19 protein-coding genes and 2 pseudogenes are annotated in these 21,459 nt (G+C 57.6%); 10 read left to right on the top strand and 11 right to left on the bottom strand.

Going from position 1 to position 21,459, the window contains the following annotated elements; all coding sequences use genetic code 11:
- The 3 genes and pseudogenes from HNR62_RS00005 to HNR62_RS00015 form a co-directional block, all read left to right on the top strand.
- The coding region (locus HNR62_RS00005) for a tyrosine-type recombinase/integrase (RefSeq protein WP_204794045.1) at positions 1-769 on the top strand (769 nt) is incomplete at its 5' end.
- Positions 766-924 (top strand): annotated as a pseudogene (locus HNR62_RS16270) (transposase zinc-binding domain-containing protein); the annotation flags it as partial. The gene HNR62_RS00005 and the pseudogene HNR62_RS16270, both read left to right, overlap by 4 nt.
- A 133-nt stretch (positions 925-1,057) precedes the next feature.
- Positions 1,058-1,951 (top strand): annotated as a pseudogene (locus HNR62_RS00015) (IS91 family transposase); the annotation flags it as partial.
- A 249-nt stretch (positions 1,952-2,200) separates the two neighbouring features.
- Here the strand turns inward: HNR62_RS00015 and HNR62_RS00020 are convergent.
- Positions 2,201-4,672: a toll/interleukin-1 receptor domain-containing protein gene (locus tag HNR62_RS00020; protein WP_204794048.1), complete on the bottom strand. Its 2,472-nt coding sequence runs from the start codon at positions 4,670-4,672 to the stop codon at positions 2,201-2,203.
- Positions 4,673-4,768: 96 nt separating this feature from the next.
- A complete protein-coding gene (locus tag HNR62_RS00025) occupies positions 4,769-5,296 on the bottom strand; it encodes a hypothetical protein (protein ID WP_204794049.1) in 528 nt (175 codons plus the stop codon).
- A gap of 568 nt (positions 5,297-5,864) precedes the next feature.
- Here HNR62_RS00025 and HNR62_RS00030 point away from each other — a divergent pair.
- Entirely contained in the window at positions 5,865-6,497 is a 633-nt protein-coding gene (locus HNR62_RS00030; protein WP_204794050.1) for an SOUL family heme-binding protein, read from the top strand.
- 71 nt (positions 6,498-6,568) lie between these two features.
- Positions 6,569-6,973 carry a hypothetical protein gene (locus HNR62_RS00035; RefSeq protein WP_204794051.1) on the top strand — a complete coding sequence of 135 codons (405 nt, stop codon included), beginning with the start codon at positions 6,569-6,571 and terminating at the stop codon, positions 6,971-6,973.
- 14 nt (positions 6,974-6,987) lie between these two features.
- On the opposite strand, the gene HNR62_RS00040 is transcribed toward HNR62_RS00035, so the two are convergent.
- From HNR62_RS00040 to HNR62_RS00050, 3 genes are all read right to left on the bottom strand, one after another.
- A complete protein-coding gene (locus HNR62_RS00040; RefSeq protein WP_204794052.1) occupies positions 6,988-7,746 on the bottom strand; it encodes an NRDE family protein in 759 nt (252 codons plus the stop codon).
- A gap of 67 nt (positions 7,747-7,813) precedes the next feature.
- Complete coding sequence (locus HNR62_RS00045; RefSeq protein ID WP_204794053.1) at positions 7,814-8,662, bottom strand: DNA ligase; 849 nt, start codon at positions 8,660-8,662, stop codon at positions 7,814-7,816.
- Positions 8,663-8,836: 174 nt separating this feature from the next.
- Complete coding sequence (locus HNR62_RS00050) at positions 8,837-10,066, bottom strand: CynX/NimT family MFS transporter (protein WP_204794054.1); 1,230 nt, start codon at positions 10,064-10,066, stop codon at positions 8,837-8,839.
- A gap of 217 nt (positions 10,067-10,283) precedes the next feature.
- Here HNR62_RS00050 and mobA point away from each other — a divergent pair, with 217 nt between their 5' ends.
- The 5 genes from mobA (at position 10,284) to HNR62_RS00075 (ending at position 15,233) form a co-directional block, all read left to right on the top strand.
- On the top strand, positions 10,284-10,874 hold the full coding sequence (gene mobA / locus HNR62_RS00055) for a molybdenum cofactor guanylyltransferase MobA (RefSeq protein WP_204794055.1): 591 nt from the start codon (positions 10,284-10,286) through the stop codon (positions 10,872-10,874).
- A 180-nt stretch (positions 10,875-11,054) separates the two neighbouring features.
- Positions 11,055-12,080 (top strand): TRAP transporter substrate-binding protein, encoded by a 1,026-nt coding sequence (locus HNR62_RS00060; RefSeq protein WP_204794056.1) that lies wholly within the window; start codon positions 11,055-11,057, stop codon positions 12,078-12,080.
- A gap of 5 nt (positions 12,081-12,085) precedes the next feature.
- Complete coding sequence (locus tag HNR62_RS00065; protein ID WP_204794057.1) at positions 12,086-12,625, top strand: TRAP transporter small permease; 540 nt, start codon at positions 12,086-12,088, stop codon at positions 12,623-12,625.
- Positions 12,622-13,923, top strand: a complete 1,302-nt coding sequence (locus tag HNR62_RS00070) for a TRAP transporter large permease (RefSeq protein WP_204794058.1) — start codon at positions 12,622-12,624, stop codon at positions 13,921-13,923. Before HNR62_RS00065 ends, HNR62_RS00070 begins: the two co-directional genes overlap by 4 nt.
- A gap of 119 nt (positions 13,924-14,042) precedes the next feature.
- Positions 14,043-15,233: a M20 aminoacylase family protein gene (locus tag HNR62_RS00075; protein ID WP_204794059.1), complete on the top strand. Its 1,191-nt coding sequence runs from the start codon at positions 14,043-14,045 to the stop codon at positions 15,231-15,233.
- A gap of 35 nt (positions 15,234-15,268) precedes the next feature.
- Here HNR62_RS00075 and HNR62_RS00080 read toward each other — a convergent pair whose 3' ends face one another.
- The 6 genes from HNR62_RS00080 to HNR62_RS00105 form a co-directional block, all read right to left on the bottom strand.
- Complete coding sequence (locus tag HNR62_RS00080; RefSeq protein WP_204794060.1) at positions 15,269-15,865, bottom strand: phenylacetic acid degradation protein PaaY; 597 nt, start codon at positions 15,863-15,865, stop codon at positions 15,269-15,271.
- Between the two features lie 63 nt (positions 15,866-15,928).
- Positions 15,929-16,855 carry a phenylacetic acid degradation operon negative regulatory protein PaaX gene (gene paaX, locus HNR62_RS00085; RefSeq protein WP_204794061.1) on the bottom strand — a complete coding sequence of 309 codons (927 nt, stop codon included), beginning with the start codon at positions 16,853-16,855 and terminating at the stop codon, positions 15,929-15,931.
- Between the two features lie 145 nt (positions 16,856-17,000).
- Entirely contained in the window at positions 17,001-18,290 is a 1,290-nt protein-coding gene (gene paaK, locus HNR62_RS00090; RefSeq protein ID WP_204794062.1) for a phenylacetate--CoA ligase PaaK, read from the bottom strand.
- Between the two features lie 25 nt (positions 18,291-18,315).
- Complete coding sequence (gene pcaF, locus HNR62_RS00095; RefSeq protein ID WP_204794063.1) at positions 18,316-19,524, bottom strand: 3-oxoadipyl-CoA thiolase; 1,209 nt, start codon at positions 19,522-19,524, stop codon at positions 18,316-18,318.
- Positions 19,517-19,963, bottom strand: a complete 447-nt coding sequence (gene paaI, locus HNR62_RS00100) for a hydroxyphenylacetyl-CoA thioesterase PaaI (RefSeq protein ID WP_204794064.1) — start codon at positions 19,961-19,963, stop codon at positions 19,517-19,519. The genes pcaF and paaI overlap by 8 nt, the downstream gene beginning before the upstream one ends.
- Positions 19,960-21,459 (bottom strand): 3-hydroxyacyl-CoA dehydrogenase, encoded by a 1,500-nt coding sequence (locus HNR62_RS00105; protein WP_204794065.1) that lies wholly within the window; start codon positions 21,457-21,459, stop codon positions 19,960-19,962. Before HNR62_RS00105 ends, paaI begins: the two co-directional genes overlap by 4 nt.

Raw genomic sequence — 21,459 nt, forward strand, 5'->3', positions numbered from 1 at the left:
GGTGTTGGTCATGTCGATTCCTCCTGAATTAAAGGCAGGACTCAGTGTGACGAACTCCGATGTTCAGAAACAGATGCGGTTTTATTGGCACTTACTCAAGCTCGACCGCAATGGCCTGCAGTTTTTTTATCGCCATACGCTCGATAAACAATGGCAGTGGCTCGACATCGTCAAACCGCCACAGCTCACCACCTTGCCCGATATCCTCTCACCCGCCGAAGTCGGCCTGCTGATCAGCATGACCCGACAACGCCGCTACCAGATGTTCTTCTATACCCTCTATAGCCTGGGGCTGCGGCTTGGCGAAGGACTGTCGCTGACCGTGGCCGATATTGACAGCGCTCAGCAACAAGTACATATCCGCAATGCCAAGGGCGGCAAAGACCGCCTGGTCCCCTTGCCCAACAGGACATTGCGCGCCTTGCGTTCACATTGGCAATCCCACCACCATCCACGGCTGCTGTTCCCCGGCACGAGGAAAGGATCCGAGTCACCGATGGATCGGGGCGGCGTGCAAAAGGCCATGAAACAGGTCTGCCGCGACTGCGGGATCCGCAAATCCGTCAGCCCGCATACCCTGCGCCACTGCTATGCCACCCACCTGCTGCAGCAGGGGCTGGACCTGCGTTCACTGCAAACGCTGCTCGGTCATGCCAGCCTCAATACCACTGCCCGTTACACCCAGCTCACGGCGGCCAAACGGTCGTGCGCGATGACCGCGGTCAATCAATTGGCTGACACGCTGACGGTCATGTGGGAGGTGTCATGAGTACCTTTATCTCGCTGCTGCGTGCGCACCATGATGCGTTGATGACGGCCAGCCACGCGCCGGTGTCGCCCGACATGAAACGGGCGATCGCGGCGATGGAAAGCTGTCAAACCGAGGCCGCCGGCTGGTCGCAGTGGTACTGCCGGCATTGCCATCATCATGACCGGCTATGTATGAGTTAACTGTGTCTATCCGTGTATCAGCCTTAGAGTAGGCTCTTTCGTGCTTACATTAACTCCAATAAAAACAGGTTATTGCCGAATCAGACACACTGAACTAGTACATAGCCATCATGACCAATCCCCGCTCTCGTGCGGGCACCGGCTCTGCCCGCAGTGCCAGCACCGAACCAGCGCCACTTGGCTCGCCCGTCAGCAGACCAAGTTACTGCCGGTTCATTATTTCATGATCACCTTTACCTTGCCGGCCGAGCTGCGTGGCCTCGCCCGTGCGCGGCCCAAGGCGCTGTATCGCATCATGTTCTCGGTTGCCGCCTCGCTACTCAAGGACTTCGCCCAGCGTCGGCATGGTGGTCGCAGCGGCTTTACCGCGATACTGCATACCCACAGCCGACGACGGGATCTGCATCCTCATCTGCATGTCATGGTACCGGCAGGCTACTACGATCCCGCACGGCGCCAGTGGCACAAGGGCCCCAAGCGTTACCTTTACCCTGCTGCCGCACTGGCCAAGGTATGGCGGGGCCGGCTACTGGCCGCCATTCACCAGCACCCCCAGCTCTACCTGCCAGCCAGACTACCGGCGCAATGGGTGGTGGACTGCCGCCCTGTCGGCCGGGGCCTACCCGCCCTGAAATACCTGTCCCGCTACCTGTACCGTGGGGTACTGCCCGACCGGGATATTATCGGAATAGACGGTGACCAGGTGACCTTCCGCTACCGCGAGGGGAAAACCAATCACTGGCAACACCGCACCTTACCCATCGTCAGGTTCCTGGGGCTGATACTGCAACACGTCTTGCCCAAGGGGCTGCAACGAGTACGGGACTACGGGCTGCTGCACGGTAGCGCCAGGGCGGTGCGCTTGATTATCCAATTGTTATTGATGCGACTGGGATGGCGAGGGCTACCAGGGGAGCCGGTAACGATGACCAAAGCCAGCCGCAGTTGCCCGCACTGCGCACAAAGCATGGTGTGCACCGGCATCATCCGAACGAGATAGCCGAAAGGCGTGCACAATAAGGATAATGGCCTCAACAACAGCAGGAGAAGCACGACCGTCACTCACAGTTCACTGTAACTAGCTGAAGTTATTAGTCTTCTAATCGCTTAGCGGCCAGCTATGGCTGCAGAAAATAGCAGCCTCACCGCCCACCCCATGCTCAACCGAGCAATTTACTTAATAAAGGCAGCTTCGGGCTTGTTCAACACCCGGATGAAGTGTCGGCTGCGCGACACTTATCCTTATTTGTTATGACCTTTCCTTTGCGTATTCAGTGATATTTCTAATTATTCTATCTTTGCTATCTTGAGGGTACCTCGAAAGGTCATTTTCAATGGCTTGGATAGCATCTGAAATATTCCCCTCAGCTGCAAAAACATAAGCCCTATATCTATTTAACGTTCTTGATGATATATCCTTCCTCTTATTAATTCCTTGAAGTTTTGAAAAACCATCTCTGAGTAAATCAATGTCTCTATACTTAATCGCCAGATCACACATGGCCAACAATGGATAGTGATTTTCTGGCCGCATGTCTACACAGTCACGTATCTTGTCTAAAGCTGCCACCTTATCGTCATCAATTTTGGCCAAAAAGACTGCTTCTGATATATCAGCCATTTCATTAGACTGATCGGAATCGATCAGCCTCATGTTTTGTATCAGCTTTTTCAATTCTTCAGATTGTTGCCTTGCATTTACAGAGTTAACAAGACAATTGAAATAGGCTTGTGTATGAAACTGATTTCCACGATTACCTTCGTAATTGTTCTTGGCATAACCTAAAGCACGTTCATATTCTTCGAGCTGCACATAGACTTGTACTATTTCGCGTTTAGCCCTATGTCCTACATATTTTCCATCTACAATACTTTCAAATTTTTCTAGGGATTCTTTTAGGCGACCACAAAGCCTGTAATAGAATCCAAGCAAGAACGTATGTTCATCCCCTCTGATATTCTGAACTTCCCTAAGAACCCTGCGATCTTTCTTTTTTGCCAAAGCTAAACACAAATAGTAACGAATATCCTGCAGAACTCTATACTCGATAGTTTTTTCTTTTTGGAGAATAATATCAGCTAGTTGAATTATTCTATCGAGGTTTCCCTTGCTGTAATAGAGATCCTTCATGCACCGGAGATAATGGGAAGGAATCAATAATTTTTCATCGATTTCTATGTTGCTTCCAAGCGCTTCTTTTAGAGCAAATATATACTCTGACGAATCCAGCTCGAAAATGTCGTCAGATTTTACAATGCTCTCTACTTGAGCATGGATTTTGCTTGAAAAATCTTCTCTCAGCTTAATTCTATTTCGCTTGATGTAGTCGCGAACAATATCATTAAGCCTTATTATTTCACCGTCAAGGCCAATTAATTCGACTATGTGCTCAGAATACAGTTCTTCAAGAATAGGATAGTAGTCTTCTTCTGAAACTAAAGAAAAAACAAAGTCAGAGCTAATGACTTCGAATTGCGCTAAGAGCCTTATGAAATCAAGAGTTTCTTCTTGCTCATCGTACTTGCCAAGAAGAGCTGATGCTTTGTCAGTATTGAATTCAACAATTATTGGTATCTTGTCGGACACTTTCGTAGTCGGGTCTTCCTTTAGAACATCAACAGCAAACATTGCTTGGTCTGGAAATCCTGAAAGTAATGCTGATACATCTTCAAAGTTTTTCTTTTCTAAACTAATTCCATATAAATCCAAAAGTTGTTTGAAAAGCCTCTTTCTTTCATTTGGATTGAGTTCATTTAACTCTACAAAGTAAAACCTATCGTTCCTTGGCCTGTTGCTGAAATTGACATTGTATCTTGATGCAATACAGAAAATAGGAAAATCCTGCTTGCTATAAGACTCAACCGTATTTAAAAACCATTCTGATACACGCCTCTCGTAATTCACTATACAGCCATCATCAACAAGATAAACCAGCTCTTTTGAGCTGTACGCTGCATCCATTACTCTGTGTATAATCTTGATTTTTTCATCTAATGTCTTATCAGTCAGAGAAAGCAATTGATCCCCGAGGTCAATTAAGCCAAGGTCATTGATCTTTAGTATAAAATCTTCAATGGAAACATTTCTGTCAAGAAGAATAGAAGATGGTTTGCTTGCACATTCTGTAATGTTTGTCTTGTAGAGGGCCCTGTGTAGAAATGTCCTTCTTCCTACACCTGGAAAACCAGATGTGATTATTGTGATTGGTTTATCCTTATCAAAGTCGTGAACTCTTTCTTCAAAACTCTCTTGATGGGCGTTTCTTCCTACAAATATTTCATTTCGCTTTTTAAGCTGCGGATGTTTTGACCAACTTAACTCCCTTAGTTTGTTGTGTATTCTTTTAGCTGAAACCTGCGCTCGCTTAATCGGCTTTAAATTGTAATTATCTTTTAACCAATTAGGAATGCGAGAGTCTTCGTAAGTGAGCCTGTCGTCGATAATAATTGGAAAAACCTTATTCAGGCTTTCATCATCCAATCTGACCTTGGCTTCAACTATTTCTTTTTGTACCCATGGCGAAGACAATGCATGCTCAGATAAAAAAATCACAAATAGACTGGATTTGTCTAATCCTTTAATAATTTCATCTAACGGCCTCTCCCCTTCTTCAAAGGTAAACTCATCGTAGATGATGTTGTCTTTTCCCAACCAGTTAGCCACACCCCTAACATAACTATCTTTATCTTTGCTTGAGTGTGATAAGAATGCCCTGATCATTTTCATCTCCATTGTAACTTTTTGGCCGAGTCATAACGCTTTGCTCACCGGAAAATTGGGAGCGCAGCGAGTAATTTTTCCGCGTGCAGCAACTTGTTATGCTTGGCTGTACTCCAACATGTAGCGGTCTGAGTAACGACGCCATAGAATATGTAAGTTATCGAACTTAAATGTACCGTTAGGTTTTAGAATATCTAAACTCCCTAGCTTCTCTCGGTCATATGCTGTTGATTCGATATTTTTACCATGTTGAGCAAACTGGGAAGACTTTTTAGGGATGGGATACCTGCCATCCCACACAACAAATGCACTAAGGACCGTTAAGATTTTATTGTCTTCTTTATTTAAGCTAAACCCTGCTATTTTCGCAATTTCCGCTAGATCATGTGAACTCTTCAAACGATCGTTTTCAATACCTTGTGCGACACAGTGAGCCTTAAAGAGAACTTCGAAAGACATACCCATTAACATCAAATATGTTGAATGACTTGTTATTCTTGCTTGGCTGTTATTTTCCATTGCATCCCAAAGGATTTTAGCTGAAGCCCAAAGATCACATGCTTTATTGTGCCAATATGTTGATATTGTTGATTTTCTCTCGTATGCACCAGGTAACGGGCTCATTTAATTACTCCTAATTTGCTAACTAAGCATAACATTTTGATAGTACGCACGCTCATATTTCTGCCATCACACCAGTTCAAAATTCACTTATAAGCCATTGATAATAGATAAATTACCATTAATCAGCCGTGTTTAGTGATGAGCAAAAACGCGCATGCGCGATATCTACGGCCACTTGCGCACTATCCACAAGCCCCTGTCGTAACTTGCTCATATTATTAGCACCTTTGAGCCGAATTTGTTGTACACGCGCATGGGGTGTTGATAGTGAGCACAATGGCGGCAAGCTCGTCAATACGCTGTATAAAACATCAGTTTTTTCTTCATGCAGGCTACCGCAGGATCTTGTGGGCGACCGGGCCACTTTCACCTTGTGCCGGCTATGGTTAAAGCAGCTATTGTGCCTCTTCGCGTGAAAAATTCAAATGGAACCTTTGCAGAGTGGGAGTTTTGCGTCGCTTTTTGAACCAAGACCCATTTAAATAAACATCTGATTATGTTGACCGCCGAGATCAGAGGCAACACAGCCGGTATGCTTGATGAATGACAAGATAGAGGATCTATGCTTATGGCTTACCTGAAACAGACGGTGTGGATCACGCTGGCAATAATGATAGGGATGGGCAATTCGATGGCAACCGAAGAAGCCGAATACCGGGTGATACGTCAGGACAACCGCTTTGAGCTGCGCGAATATGCGCCCCACATTATTGCCGAAACCCTGGTCGGCGGAGACTTCGATGACGCCGGCAGCAAGGCGTTTGGCCGGTTGTTCAAATACATTTCCGGCAACAACACCACCAGCCAGAACATCGAGATGACCGCCCCGATCAGCCAGCAGACGGAAGGCGAAAAAATCGACATGACCTCTCCCGTGGGTCAGCAGCGGGTAAACGGCAACTGGGCGGTCAGTTTCATGATGCCCGCCTCCTATTCGCTGGAAACACTGCCCACCCCCAGAGATCCGAACATCACATTGCGGCGAGTACCCGCACGTCACATGGCGGCGGTCACCTATTCGGGGTTGTGGAACGAAAAGAATTACCGGCAAAACAAAGAGCGGCTGGACGCCTGGATCAACAAAAACGGCTTCAGTGTGATAGGTGAGCCCATCTGGGCCCGTTATAACCCGCCCTTCATGCCCTGGTTTTTGCGCCGTAACGAAATTCTGGTGCCCGTCGCCCCGCCCGAGAACCCGTAAGAATTACGGCCATGATCGACCAGCCGAACGTCTTGCTCTGCTGCCGGTATTACCTGTAAGAGGAGCCAGCTGTGACGCTTAATATCACCATCAAGGCGTTTGTGCTGTGGTTGGTTATTCTGGTGCTGGCCATCATCAATGGCGGGTTGCGAGAGGCCCTGCTCATGCAGGTGTTCGGCCACTCGCTGGCATTGCCGCTTAGCGGCATGCTGCTGTCTGTGCTTATTCTCGCCGTAACCTGCCTCGCCCTGCCCTGGTTTGGGCGTTTACCCGCAAGAGGTTATGCCGCCATTGGCATGGGATGGCTATGCCTGACGCTGGTGTTTGAATTCGGCTTCGGCTACCTCATTCAGGGCAAGTCGTGGCCCCAGCTGGTTGAAGCCTATACATTTAGGGACGGCAACCTGTGGCCCATCGTGCTGCTGGTGGTGGCCTCGGCCCCCTATGTGGCAGCAAAAATCAGACACCGGGTTTGATTCTCGACTTCAGTTTACTGATGCAACATCCAGCTTGCCTGTCGCCGCTCCAGCTCGGTGCCTTGGGGTCCCCGCCCCTGTTCGGTAATGGCCACCCTGCCCTGCTCTACACACAGCACCGTTTGTGCGCGCGTGCCGTAGTCCGGACTTTGAATGAAGATGGACGACAGCAGACTTTCCCACTCTGGTCCCACGCCGGTGTTGGGCAGTTGCTCCAGCGCGGCCCGGGTGTCGTCATCCAGCAGCCCGAAGGCCGTGCCTTCATGCACAGGCCCCAGCTCGGCCAGCCCCTGCTTGAGTCGCTCTACCTTGGGCCAGGGGGTATCGAGCATGGCGTTGGACAGGCCATAGAGCCCCGCCCCCAGCCGGCGGGCATCCGCCCCCGAACGGTTGCCGCCATACCATAGCTCGCCCCGGCTCAGATCCCCCACCAGCAGGTTGAAACCGGCATAATCACCGCCGTGGGCCAGCTTGTGACGTAAATAGGACCCGGGCTCCTGCTCGCCGGCCAGAAAATCGGCCACCAGCTCGCCGCGACTGTGCCCCCCGGAGCGGGCCCCGCCTTCCCGCACATTGGTCAGGGCCGCAAAACGCCCGGTTCGGGTCATGCCCAGCCAGGTCCCCCCGGCCTGCAGATCCCGGCCGGCCCAGATATCGGGATGATCCGGCCACCAGTGGGCCGGCGCCGTGGGGCGGGCATAGAATTCGTCCCGATTGGCCAGCAAATGCAGACGGCCCGGTTCAGGCTGCCACGAAAAGGCAATAAGACACAAAAGCGGGCTCCTCACTATGCTCTCGACAAGGCGTTACTTTACTCCCGAGCGAGCCGCCATGCCAGAGTCAGGGCCGCTCCGGCTCGTCGTTTCTCACTCGCACGAAGCTGGCAAATCGGGGCAGTCGCTGGCCGGTTTCACCCCGGTAACGGTAGGTCACCACAGCGCCCACCGCCGGCGGCGCTTGCCGCTGCCGATCGCTGAAACCGGTGCCCAGTTTAAAGCGGCGGCCATCGGCGGTTTCCACCAGCAGGGCGCCCATCATGCCCGCGTATTTACCCTGCCCGGGCAGGTGCGCCAGCACCCGGGCTTCCGCATCCTGAAATCGCTTGAGCTTGAGCAGGTCCCGGTTGCGCGTCGGCAGATAGCGGCTGTCGCGATGGCGCAGCATCAGCCCCTCGCCGCCCAGGGCTTCCACCTCGGTCAGATAGGCGGCCAGGGCGGTATTATCGGGCAGCCGTCGCTGTTCGAGTCGCTCAATATAGGGGGAGTCAAGATGCGAAAACAGGCGTTCCAATGCCGTTAACCGCGCCTCGAACGGCAGCTCGCTGGCGGGCAGGTCGAACACCATAAAGCGGATCTGTCGCCATTCGGCCTCGTCGGGCCGGTAACGGCGTACCGCGGCCGACAATTCTTCGAACCGCCCCCGGCCCAGCCAGAGTTCGCCGTCCAGCGGCGTATCGGGAAAGCCGGCCACAAACCAGTCGGGCGCCGCAAAACGATGGCCGCCGCGGGACACCAGCTCGCGCCCGTTCCACCAGGCGCGCACCCCGTCCAGCTTTTCGCTGACCCGGTAATGGGCCACATCCTGCTGTTGATAGTCCGATGCCAGCTGCAGCGGCGGCGACGCTATGCCCTCTGCGTATCCGGTACCCGGCAACAGCGCCAACGGTAGCCATAGCGGTAATCTGTTCATGCTCAACCCTCCTTGGCGGAAACACGACTGCATGAAAATCAATCGACAATCACCAAGAATAGCCCTTAGGGCAACGGTAGGCACTGCTTCAGCTGTGCAATGTGGCGAAGCCACATCTCAACACCCATGTTTCATATATCTCCGTATTACCTGACCCCGTGCACCCGTTCGGCGTCAGGCGGTTTCTCTCTCGCCTGCCGGCCGCTCCTGATCCGGTACCACGTTGGCAGGGCGAGCGGCAGACCAGCCAAACCCACATTGCGCCAGCTGCAGCGCCATCAGCAGCAACAATGCCCACTGCCAGTTGCCGCCGATATCGCGCAGCAGGCCCAGCGACACAGGCCCCAGCGCCGCCAGCAGATAACCGATGCTCTGGGCCATGGCCGACAGCGCCGTGGCCTGGGCGGTGTTGGTCGCCCGCAGCACGAAGAACGACAGGGCCAGGCTGAGCGCACCGCCGCACCCCATGCCAATCAAGGAGGCCCACAGCAGCGGGGCGGCGGTGGGTTGCCACCAGATGCCGGCGATGCCAGTAAACGACACCACAAAGGTGCCCAGTACCAGCGAGCGCTGGCTGCGCATCTTGGCCGCCATTATCGGCACCAGCAGGTTGAAGGGAATACTCACCAGGTTGATCAGCGCCGTGGCGGTACCGGCTTCATTAGCATCCAGGCCGCTCTCCAGCAGGATTTTCGGCAGCCAGGTGGCCACGGAATAAAAGAAGAACGACTGCAACCCCATGTAGAAGGTGATGGACCAGGCCAGCCGGTCTCGCCACAGGCTGACACGCACCGGATTGACGGGCCGCCCCACCCCCTTCACCCGGAGCATCGGCAGCCAGAACAGCAGGCAGAGCAGCGGCAGTAGCGCCCACAGTGCCACCGGATAGCGCCAGCTGCCAAACTGCTCCAGCAGAGGCACCGCCAGATACACCCCCATGCCCGCCCCCAGGCTCAGGGTAACGGAATACAGGCCGGTCATCAGCCCGACCTGCCGGGGGAAAAAGGCTTTCACCAGTCCCGGGATCAGCACGTTGAGCAAGGCAATGGCCAGGCCCAGCAACAGGGTACCGAGGATCACCAGCGGATAATGGTCTACCAGCCGCAGGCCCACCCCCAGGCTTATTACCAACAAGCCGGCAATCGTCAGCCACTGGGGCGCCCAGCGGCGGGTCAGCCAGGGCACACAGACGGACATGGCGCCGAAACACAGCAGAGGCAGGGTAGTCAGCAGGCTGAAGGCACTGGCGCCGATATCCAGTGCGGCGCGAATTTCCGTCACCAGTGGCCCCACCACCACCAGGCCACCACGCAGGTTGGCGGCAGCCAGCATCAGCGCCACCATGGCCAGCAAGGCAATAACGGGGCGGCCGCGGAAGGGGCCGTCGAGCGAAGTTGTTGTCATTATTATCCCTTGGGGTGCGATGGCGGCGTCGTTGAAAACAGACCGAACGGCAAGGCGCATCGACGATGATTGTTGGCATTGGTATGAAGAACGCCCATGTTAGAATTAGCGTCCGAAGAGAGCAAGTCCCACAAAAATATCAATGACTTGATTTAGCTCCTGCCCCACGCGGTGATATGGTTACTATCAACGATAAGCTGCAATGACTGGAAATATCATGCTGGATCCAAAAGATATCACCGCCGTTATTCTGGCCGGAGGCCAAGGCCGACGCATGAGGGGCGCCGACAAGGGGCTGCTGGCGTTGTGGGGCAAGCCACTGGTCGTTCATCTGCTGGAACGGCTCGGCCCTCAGGTGGGCAGGGTGCTGATCAATGCCAACCGCAATCTGGAGCGTTACCGGCAACTGGCGCCCGTGGTGCCGGATAACGACGCCGGCTATGCCGGTCCCCTGGCCGGATTCGAGGCCGGACTGTTCCATGCGCCCAGCGAATGGGTGCTGTTCGTGCCGTGCGACAGTCCGCTGGTGCCAACCGATCTGGCACCTCGTCTGTGCGCCGCCATACGACGCCACGATCAAATCGCGGTGGTGGACGATGGCACCCGGCTCCATGCCGCCACCGCCCTGGTGCACCAGTCATTGCTGCCCTCGCTGTGCAACTACCTGGATGGCGGCGACCGCAAGCTGCAACTCTGGTATGAACGCCACCAGCTGGTGCCGGTAGACTTCAGCGATCAGGCCGACGCCTTTATCAACCTCAACACCGAAGAAACCCTGCAACAGCTGGAGCAACGAGGACAGCAATAATAAGTGACGATAATCCTGCTCCTTATCCTGCCCCTTATGCTCGCCTCCGCTCGGCTTAATTCGATGTTAACAAACCGTTAAAATCACAACCAACAAACACTTCACTTTTTTATATTAAATGGTGTAATGTGTATCGCATATGTTTTGCTGTTGTTATCTTATGTCGAACGGGAGAGGGTTATGAAGAGTATATGGATATCACTGTTTGCCGCCGCCGGACTCTGGCATGGCCAGGCTACCGCCACTACCACCATGCGGGTTGCCACCTGGCTGTCGCCTACCAGTGAAATGAATACCACAGTGCTGCCGACCTGGGGAAAGTGGATTGAGGAAGCCACCGAGGGGCGGGTGACACTCAAGCTGGAACACGATCTTGGCGCGCCTCAGAGTATGATAGATCTGGTTCAAGACGGCGCGGTAGATGCTTCATGGACGTATCATGGTTACTTTCCTGGTCGTTTCAAGCTGACCACCATCGCCGAGTTGCCCAACCTGGGTGCCGGTGCCGAAGCCGCCTCGGTGGCGCACTGGAAGATCCATGAAAAATACCTGGCCAAAGCCCACGAACATGGCGAGGTGGTCGTGGCCGGCCTGTTCACCCACGGCCCGGGCGAAATCCACATGCGCGAGCCCATCAACAGCCTGAACGAGCTGGCCGGCAAGAAAATCCGCATCGGCGGTGGTGTACAAAACGCCATCGGCGAAACACTGAACATCACCGGCGTGGCCGCCCCCACCACCAAGGTCTACGAAATGCTGACCCAGGGCGTAGTGGATGGTGTATTCAACCCCATGAACACCAAGCGCAGCATGCGCTTCAAGGAAGTGGCTCCCTATACCCTGAAAATGCCCCACGGCCTGTACCTGGGCAGCTTTGGCATCTTTATCGGTGAAGACTTCTTCGACCGCATCTCCAATGAAGACCGGGAGGCCATCATGGCGGTATCCGGCGAGAAGCTCTCGGCCATGGCCGCCCGCGCCTGGGTCAAGGCCGACCGGGAAGCCGAACAGGATGCTCTGGAATACGGCAATACCATCACCCCGGCCAGCGAGCAGGATGTACAACGGTTTACCGAGCTGACCCGGAACATTGAACAGAACTGGCTGAAGGACGTGGCCGAGCGCAAGGTAGATGCTCCCCGGGCCCTGCAGGAATTCCGCCGGATTGCCCGTGACTATCAGGCCCAACTGGACTCCCAAGGATAACCATCATGATTGCCCATGTTTCCCGGCTGTGGTGCAGCAGTGCCGCCGCCTTCAAGCGGCTGCTCAACCTGCTGGCCGGCCTGATGCTGTTGCTGATGATGCTGATCACCGCCGTCGATGTGATTGGCCGTTACCTGTTCAACCAACCGCTGGTGGGGGGATCCGAGCTTATCGAGATCATGCTGGCCGCCTCCATCTTCCTGATCCTGCCCACCATCACCTGGCAGCAGGAGCATGTATCGGTAGACTTGATTGAGCCCCGATTACCCCGCTGGCTGCGTGCCGTCCGCGACAGGCTTTACCATCTGTTCATGACGGTGGGTTGTGCCTATATGGCAATGACGGTGTGGAAGCTGGCCGAGCGGGCCGCTCGCTACCAGTCGGTGAGCGAATACCTGGCCATTCCCAGCGCTTATGCCATGTACCTGATCGGCATCAGCCTGTGGCTGACCGCCCTGACCTTTCTGGTGATGACGCTGCTCGGTGATCCCGAGGCTCATCACACCTCCGTGACCAATTCCGCCCAGGAGGCACCGGCGTTATGATGGAATCCCTGCTTGGCTTCGGCATACTGCTGTCGCTGATTTTTCTGCGCGTCCCCATCGCCTTTGCCATGGCTGCCGTGGGTGTGGTGGGCTATGCGGCCCTGATGGACTTCAACTTCAATGCCGCCCTGTCGATCAGCGCCCGACGGCTGCTGGATACCGCCCAGGATTACGGCCTGAGCGTGATCCCGCTGTTTATTCTGATGGGTAACCTGATCAGCCGCTCCGGCCTGTCCAACGAGCTGTTCACTGCGTCCCATGCGCTGGTGGGCCATCGCAAGGGTGGCCTGGCCATGGCGGCCATTACCGCCTGCGGTGGCTTTTCCGCCATTTGCGGCTCCAGTCTGGCGACCGCCGCCACCATGTCGCGGGTGGCCATACCACCGATGCGCAAATACGGCTATGCCGACAGCCTGGCGTCCGCCGCCATCGCCGCCGGCGGTACCCTGGGCATACTGATCCCGCCCAGCGTGGCGCTGATCATCTACGGTATCCTTACCGAGCAGAGCATTCGCGATCTGTTCGCCGCCGGCTTCATTCCCGGCGTGCTGGGTGTGCTGCTTTATCTGGGTGCGGTACGCTATGTGGTGTGGCGCAATCCCAAGGCCGGCCCACCCGGCAAGGCCATGAGCCGCGCCGAAAAATGGCAGGCATTCAAAGGCGTAGGAGGCATTCTCGGCCTGTTCACCCTGGTGATGGGCGGTATCTACCTTGGGGTGTTCACCCCCACCGAGGCCGCCGGCATCGGTGCCGCCGGCTCTCTGGTCATCGCCCTCAAGCGCCGTCGTCTGAGCCCGCAGGACTTGAAAGAGGTACTGATAGAAACGGCTCGTACCTCGGCCATGCTGTTCTGCGTGGTCATCGGCGCCCTCATCTTCTCGAACTTCGTCAACCGCGCCGGCCTGCCCGATCATCTGGTGGAGCTGATCACCAGCTTCTCGGTATCGCCCATGACGGTGTTGCTGATGATCATCGCCATCTACCTGGTGCTGGGTGCGGTATTCGAGAGCATGTCGATGATGCTGCTCACGGTGCCGGTGTTCTATCCCGTCATCCACAGCCTGGGCATGGATCCCATCTGGTTCGGCATTATCGTGGTGGTGGCCACCGAGATCAGCCTGATCACCCCGCCGGTGGGCATGAATGTGTTCGTGCTGACCGGCATGGTCAAGGATCTCAACAGCGCCACCGTGTTCCGCGGCGTCACTCCCTTCTGGTGCGCCGACATAGTGCGCCTGGCGCTGTTGATCATGCTACCGGCCCTTACCCTCTGGCTGCCGGAGCTGCTGTACCGCTAATACCCTTCACAGGCCCGCCGTGCCGGCCGGCCTGTTTTCATTTGTTGGCCGGCTGACTCCCGGCCACTCCTGTTCACACTTTTTCATGTTTCGGGATTGTCACTATCAAGGAGCACACCATGAACTTATATCAGGATATCTGCCAGGAACTGGACGACTTTACCGCCCTGCGCCGCCACTTGCACCAGCATCCGGAGCTGGGGTTTGAAGAGCATGCCACCGCCGCCCTGGTGGCGGACAAGCTCAGGGAGTACGAGGTGGACCAGGTGCATACCGGCATTGGCGGCACCGGCGTGGTGGGTATTATCCAGGGCCGGCCGGGGGAGGAACGTATCGGTCTGCGGGCCGACATGGACTGCCTGAGCATGACCGAAGAAAACACCTTTGCCCATGCCTCCTGCCACCAGGGCAAAATGCACGGCTGTGGCCACGATGGCCATACCACCATCTTGCTGGCCGCGGCCCGGCACCTGTGCCGGCACCGGAACTTCAGCGGTCAGGTGGTGCTGATCTTTCAGCCGGCGGAAGAGGGCCTGGGCGGCGCCCGCGCCATGATCGACGACGGCTTGCTGGAGCGCTTTCCCTGCAAGCGGGTGTATGCGTTACACAATTTTCCGCGCATTCCCCAGGGGCACATTCACCTCCGCCCCGGGCCCATGATGGCCAGCTCCGACAACTTCCATATTCGCATCATCGCCCAGGGCGGGCACGGTGCCATGCCGCACCTGGCCAACGATCCCGTGGTGATCGCCGCCAACCTGATACTGTCGCTGCAGACCATTGTCAGCCGCAATATCGATCCCATTCAGCCCGCCGTGGTGTCCTGCACCATGATGCACACAGGTGAAGCCACCAATGTGATCCCCGACTCGGCCACCCTGCAGGGTACCCTGCGCGCCTTCAGCGCCGAGAACCGGGCGCTGATCAGGGAGCGAATCGAGACCCTGGCCCACCATATTGCCGCCGGTTTCGGTGCCAAGGCCGAGGTGGGTTTTAACCAGGGCAAGCAGGTCGGCTACCCGCCCCTGGTCAATGAGGAGCAGGCCACCCGCATCGCCCTGCAGGCGGCCGAAGCCGTGGTGGGCAAGGACAGGGTGCTGGATAAGGTAGCGCCGGTACCGGGCAGTGAGGATTTCAGCTATATCGCCGAGGCCGTGCCCAGCTGTTATGTGCTGCTGGGCAACGACCGGGATCACGACAGCCCTCACAACGAGGTGTTTCTGCACCACCCCAGATACGATTTCAACGACGCCATCATTCCGGTGGGTGCCAGCTATTTCGTCAAGCTGGTGGAGCTGGAGCTGGGCTAAGCGGATTTGCCCGGATAACTCCGGGCATGCCGGCCTCAGGCCTTGTATTTGGGCAGGTAGTCGGCGTGTTCAAACAGCCGGGGGCGGTGGGGCTCCACCGCCGTCAGCGGGGTGACCGGATGCAGGCTGTGCAGGCAGCGGCCCACCAGGTCGATGTAGGTCTGGGTGCCCTGGCGTTTCCATTCGATTTCGTCTTCCCTGAGCTCGCGCAGCACCCGGGCAGGAGTACCGGCCACCAGTACCCTGGCCGGTATCTGCATCTCGGCCTTGACGAAGGAATGGGCGGCAACAAAGCTGTACTCGCCCACCCGGGCGCCGTCCATCACCACCGCATTCATGCCCACCAGGGCGTTGGCTTCCACCACACAGCCGTGCAGTATGGCACCGTGGCCCACATGGCCCCAGGGCTGCACTAGGGTGTCGGCGTCGGGAAAGCCGTGCATCACGCAGTTGTCCTGCACATTGGCGTTTTCCATCACGTGAATGCGACCGAAGTCGCCCCTGAGCGAGGCCAGCGGGCCGATATAGACACCGTGCTCCACGATCACATCGCCGATCAGCACGGCAGTGGGGTGCACATAGGCCCCCTCTTCTACCACGGGGCGGATCCCGTCTATTTCATAGCAGTGCATCTTGTTACTCCATTTATGAAAGAATTATGAAAACACTGTGAGAGCGTTGTGAAGGCGCCGCGGCTAGCGTCTCAAGCCGCCAAAACGCAGATAAAAACCGGCATCGGCCGGTGGCAGCGGCCCTTCCGCGGTACGTCCCCTGCTCCAGATGTAGTCCTCCGCCGCCGGGTACACCAGGTTGTAGATATTGGCGCACAGGGTTCGGGCCGCCATGCTCGGCCAGCCCTGGGGCAGCAGCGCCGGCGGCAGCTGCGGGTCGCGCAGCTGTAGCCGACGATAATGGTGAATAAGCAGGATCCGCAATTGAAAGGCCTGTCCCGGATCCAGCGCCGGGCTGTCTTCCAGCAGCGGCAACAGCGGCCGGTAAAGGGCCAGAAATTCCTCATATCGACGGCTGATGTCTTCCAGCGGCCAGTTGACACTGACCATGCGCGGCAAGGGTGGCGGCGCGCCCAGCCCCAGATCCAGGGTGTCGGCCTGAAACACCACCACCTGCTCACCCATCTTCAGCTCGCGCAGCAACTGACGAAGCTTGCCCTGATCCAGACCCGGATAGGCCATCAGGTTGGGGGCAATACTGGCGCAGCCCAGCCACTCCAGCTCTTTCTTCAGGTGTGCCTTGGCCTCCAGATCCAGCGAGCTGAGCAGCACCAGATCCCAGCGGCCGTCCCAGCTTTTCTGTTTCATATCGTAGATGCGCGTCTCGGCCTGCCGGAAACGGTGCGCACTGCGCTCGGTTATCCGGTAGAAACTCAGCCGCCCGATGCGTTCCGAGCTCAGCCACTCGTCCTTGGCCAGGCGAAAGACAGAGGTGCGCACAAAGCGTTCGCTGAAGCCGAAGTCGGAGAGCATGTCGATCAGGCTGGCCAGGCTGATGCAACCGCCACGGTGGGCGATGGCGTCACCGAAGATGGTCATGATAAGCGAAGTGCCGCTGACGGTTTCGTAATCCAGGGCTTGCTGGATAAGCGGATTGAGTCGGGAGTCCATAGAATCTTGATTACCAAATTCGTGAGTTGTAGGCATTGTCTGTGTCGTCGGGCCCCGGCCCGACCGTGTTTCTCATTACACCCCGTTTAACCGAGTCATATCAAACAAAAAGTGGCGTTGCCGCCACTTTTATGTATCAGTCCTTTCAGGCGCTTTGGCGCAGATCCAGTACCCGCTGGGCCTTGCCGGCGGAGCGCGGCAACTGGCCTTCGGCCACTATGTCTATCTGGGTGGAAATGCCGATCATCGCCTTGATGCGGTGCTTGAGATGATGCTCGAGCGAGTGCAGATCGGCACTGGCGTGATCGGTGCGCAGCTCGACCTTGACCCGCAGCGAGTCCATATGACCGTGACGGCTGACTTCCAGCTGATAATGGGGCGTCAGCTGGGAGAACTGCAGGATCTGCTCCTCGATTTGAGAAGGGAACACGTTGACGCCACGGATGATCAGCATGTCGTCGCTGCGCCCGGTGATCTTGTCCATGCGACGCATGGTACGGGCGGTTCCCGGCAGCAACCGGGTCAGATCCCGGGTGCGATAGCGGATCACCGGCATCCCTTCCTTGGTGAGCGAGGTAAACACCAGTTCGCCCAGCTCGCCGTCGGCCTGCACCTCGCCGCTGTGGGCATCGATGATCTCGGGATAGAAGTGATCTTCCCAGATGGTGGGGCCGTCCTTGCTTTCCAGGCACTCCATGGCCACGCCCGGCCCCATGACTTCCGACAGGCCATAGATATCCAGGGCATCGATGCCCAGTCGCTGCTCGATTTCCTGGCGCATGGCGTTGGTCCAGGGTTCGGCGCCGAACACGCCGATTCGCAGCGAACAGCGGCTGGCATCACCGCCCATCTGTTTTTCCAGTTCGTCGATGATGTTCAGGCAGTAGGACGGAGTCACCATGATGGCGTCGGGCTGAAAGTCCTGGATCAACTGACCCTGCTTCTCGGTCTGGCCGCCGGACATGGGAATGACCGCCGCCCCCAGGCGTTCGGCGCCATAGTGGGCCCCCATACCGCCGGTGAACAGGCCATAGCCGTAGGAGATATGGATCTTGTCCTTGTTGCTCAGGCCGCCGGCCCGCAGCGAACGGGCCACCACGTCGGCCCAGGTGTCGATATCCTGCTGGGTGTAGCCCACCACGGTCGGCTTGCCGGTGGTGCCGGACGAGGCGTGCAGGCGCACGATTTGCTCCATGGGCACGGCAAACATGTTGAAGGGGTAATTGTCGCGCAAGTCCTGCTTGGTGGTGAACGGAAACTTGTTCAGATCCTCCAGGGTCTTGCAGTCGGACGGATGCACCCCGGCCTCGTCAAACTTGCGCTTGTACATGGGCACGTTTTCATAGGCGTGATGCAGGGTTTTCTGCAGCCGCGCCAGTTGCAGGGCCTGCAGTTCGTCTCGTGAAGCCTGTTCGATATGTTCCATTTTAGTCATGATTGCCTCCTCCCTTTGGCTTGATTCAGTCGATATTTTCCACGATCAGCGCGACACCCTGGCCAACGCCGACACACATGGTACAGAGGCCATAACGCCCCTGGGTGCGTTTCAGTTCATTCACCGCCGCCATCACCAGCCGTACCCCGCTCATGCCCAGGGGATGCCCCAGGGAAATGGCGCCGCCGTTGGGGTTGACCCGGGCATCGTCATCCTGCAGACCCAGCTCGCGCAGCACCGCCAGCGCCTGGGCGGCGAAGGCTTCGTTGAGCTCGATCACGTCCATATCATCCAGCGACAGGCCGGTTTTCTCCAGCACGGCACGTACCGCCGGCACCGGGCCTATGCCCATGTATTTGGGCTCGACCCCGGCGCTGGCCAGGGCCAGTATCCGTGCCTTCGGCGTCAGGCCATAATCGGCTACCGCCTGGCTACTTGCCAGCAGGGTACAGGCGGCGCCGTCGTTGACGCCCGAGGCATTACCCGCGGTCACAGAGCCACCGGCCCGGAACGGGGTCGACAGCCGGCTCAGATCCGCCAGTGTCGTTTCGGCGCGGGGATGTTCATCCCGGCTCACCTCGGTGACCTTACCCTTGCGGCCCGGGATCAGCACCGGCACCATGCCCTGGGCCAGAATGCCGGACTGGCGCGCCTGCTCGGTTTTCTGCTGGCTGCGCAGGGCAAACAGATCCTGATCTTCCCGGCTGATATTGAAACGCTCGGCCACGTTCTCGGCGGTTTCCGGCATCGAATCGGTGCCGTACTGCCGCTGCATCAGCGGATTGACGAAACGCCAGCCGATAGTGGTATCGAATACCGACGCCTGGCGGGAAAACGCCGTTTCCGCCTTGGGCATCACCAGCGGCGCACGGGACATGGACTCGACCCCGCCGGCCAGTACCAGGCTGGCCTCCCCGGCCTTGATGGTGCGGGCGCCGAAGCCGATGGCATCCAGGCCCGAGCCGCACAGGCGGTTGACGGTGGTGCCGGGCACCGTGGTCGGCAGACCGGCCAGCAGGGCGGCCATGCGTGCCACGTTGCGGTTGTCTTCACCGGCCTGGTTGGCACAACCCATGATCACTTCATCGATCTTGTCCCAGGGCAGCTGCGGATGGTTTTCCTTCAGCCGGCGCAGCGGGATGGCGGCCAGATCGTCGGCGCGCACCGGGCTCAGGGCGCCGCCATAGCGGCCCACCGGGGTTCTGACCATGTCACACAGATAGGCGTCAGTCATTGTTTTCTTCCTTTAAAATGCTTCCCTTGACCTGATAGGAACGCCCCCGGAACAGGGCCAGCGTTTCTCCCGCTTCGTTTTCCAGCACCACATCGTAGGTGCCGGTACGGCCGCCCCGGTGCAGCTCCCGGGCTCGGGCCCGCAGAAACTCGCCGGCAAAGGCGGGCTTGAGGTAATCGATGGTGCAGCCCTGGCCTATGGTCACCTTGTTGTAGCCGTTGCAGGCAAAGGCGAAGGCCGAATCGGCAAAGGTAAACAGGATGCCGCCCTGTATGCTGCCGTGGCCGTTGAGCATCCAGGGCTGTACCCGCATGGTCATCACCGCCTGGCCGGGGGCCACGCTTTCGATTTCCATGCCCAGATGCCTGCTGCAGGGATCGGCCGCAAACATGGCCTCGGCGCACTGGCGGGCCAGCTCGTGACTATGCTGCTCGTTCATATTGCCTCCTCGGTGATCGCCCAGTGGCGCAACTGCAGCGAGGGCCGGTACTTTTCCTCGCCGTAGACGGCCTTGAGGTGGTCGAGCAGGGTCACCAGCCGCCGGTAGCCCACCTCGGCGCCCCAGGCCACTGGACCCTTGGGATAGTTGACGCCGAAGCGCATTGCCAGGTCGATATCGTCGGCACTGGCCACCCGGTGCAGACAGGCTTCCGCCGCCTCGTTGACCAGCATGGCGATGGTGCGCAGCACCAGCATGCCCGGATGATCCGGCAGCAGTATCACCTGCTTTTCCAGGCTCTGGAAGAAGCCGACCACGGCCGCCACCTGCTGCTCGGTGCAGTATTCGGACACCCCCAGGGCAATATGGCTGGCGCCTTCGTAATCGTCGGCCCAGTCCAGCGCCATGGCGGCCTGGCCCGGATGACGCAGGGCACAGCTACGGCCATCGGTCAGCTCGAGCCGCACGCCGTCGATCAACAGCGCCGGGCTGCCGTCGCGCCGCTCAAGCTCGCCCTGATAAGCAGCCAGCAGGGCCTCGATGCCCTTGAGTTCGGACCAGTCACCGAGGACCAGCACCCGGTCAGGTGTCTGCCCGACCGGCGCCGGCAAACAGCCGAGTTCGGCCTTGCCGGCCTCATAGGAATAAAAACCCTGGCCACTCTTGCGGCCGAAGCGACCCGCGTCCACCAGCGCCTGCTGTACCAGCGACGGTCGATAGCGCGGCTCGTCATGAAAGGCGCGATACACGCTGGCACTCACCGCAAAGTTCACATCCTGACCGATGAGATCGGTCAGCTCGCAGGCCCCCATGGGGAAACCGGCGCTGCGCAGCAGGGTGTCCAGCAGTTGCGGACTGCCGCAGCCTTCCTGCAGGGCGCGCAGGGTTTCGCCGTAAAAGGGGCGGGCGATGCGGTTGACGATAAAACCGGGGGTAGAGCTGGCATGGACCGCCACCTTGCCCCAGTCCCGGGCCAGGCTCAGCAGGGTGTCACGCACATCGACGGTGGTGGCCAGACCGGAGATCACCTCCACCAGCTTCATCACCGGCGCCGGATTGAAGAAATGCAGGCCGGCCAGCCGCTCGGGACGAGACAGGGCCGCGCCGATGGCGGTAATGGAAATGGAGGAGGTATTGGACGCCAGTATGCACCGCTCGCCGCAGATGCCTTCCAGCTCGGCAAACAACTGCTGCTTGATGTCCAGCCGCTCGATAATGGCCTCGATCACCAGATCAGACTCGGCCAGCTCGCTCAGGCGCTCGGCCGGGCGGATGCGGGCCCGCAAGGCGGTGGCATCCTGTTCGCTCAGCTTGCCGCGCGCCACCCGACCGGCCAGCCGGCTGGCAAAGTCGTCCAGCGCCCGGGCGGTCTGGGCCGGGTTGGTATCATACAAACGGACCGCATGGCCGGCCTGGGCCGCCACCTGGGCGATGCCCATGCCCATGGTGCCGGCACCGATCACCGCCACCTGTTGAATAGTGAAGCTGCTGCTCAT

Origin of the sequence: Oceanisphaera litoralis (assembly GCF_016907015.1) — a bacterium.
In the GTDB taxonomy this organism is placed as follows: domain Bacteria; phylum Pseudomonadota; class Gammaproteobacteria; order Enterobacterales; family Aeromonadaceae; genus Oceanimonas; species Oceanimonas litoralis.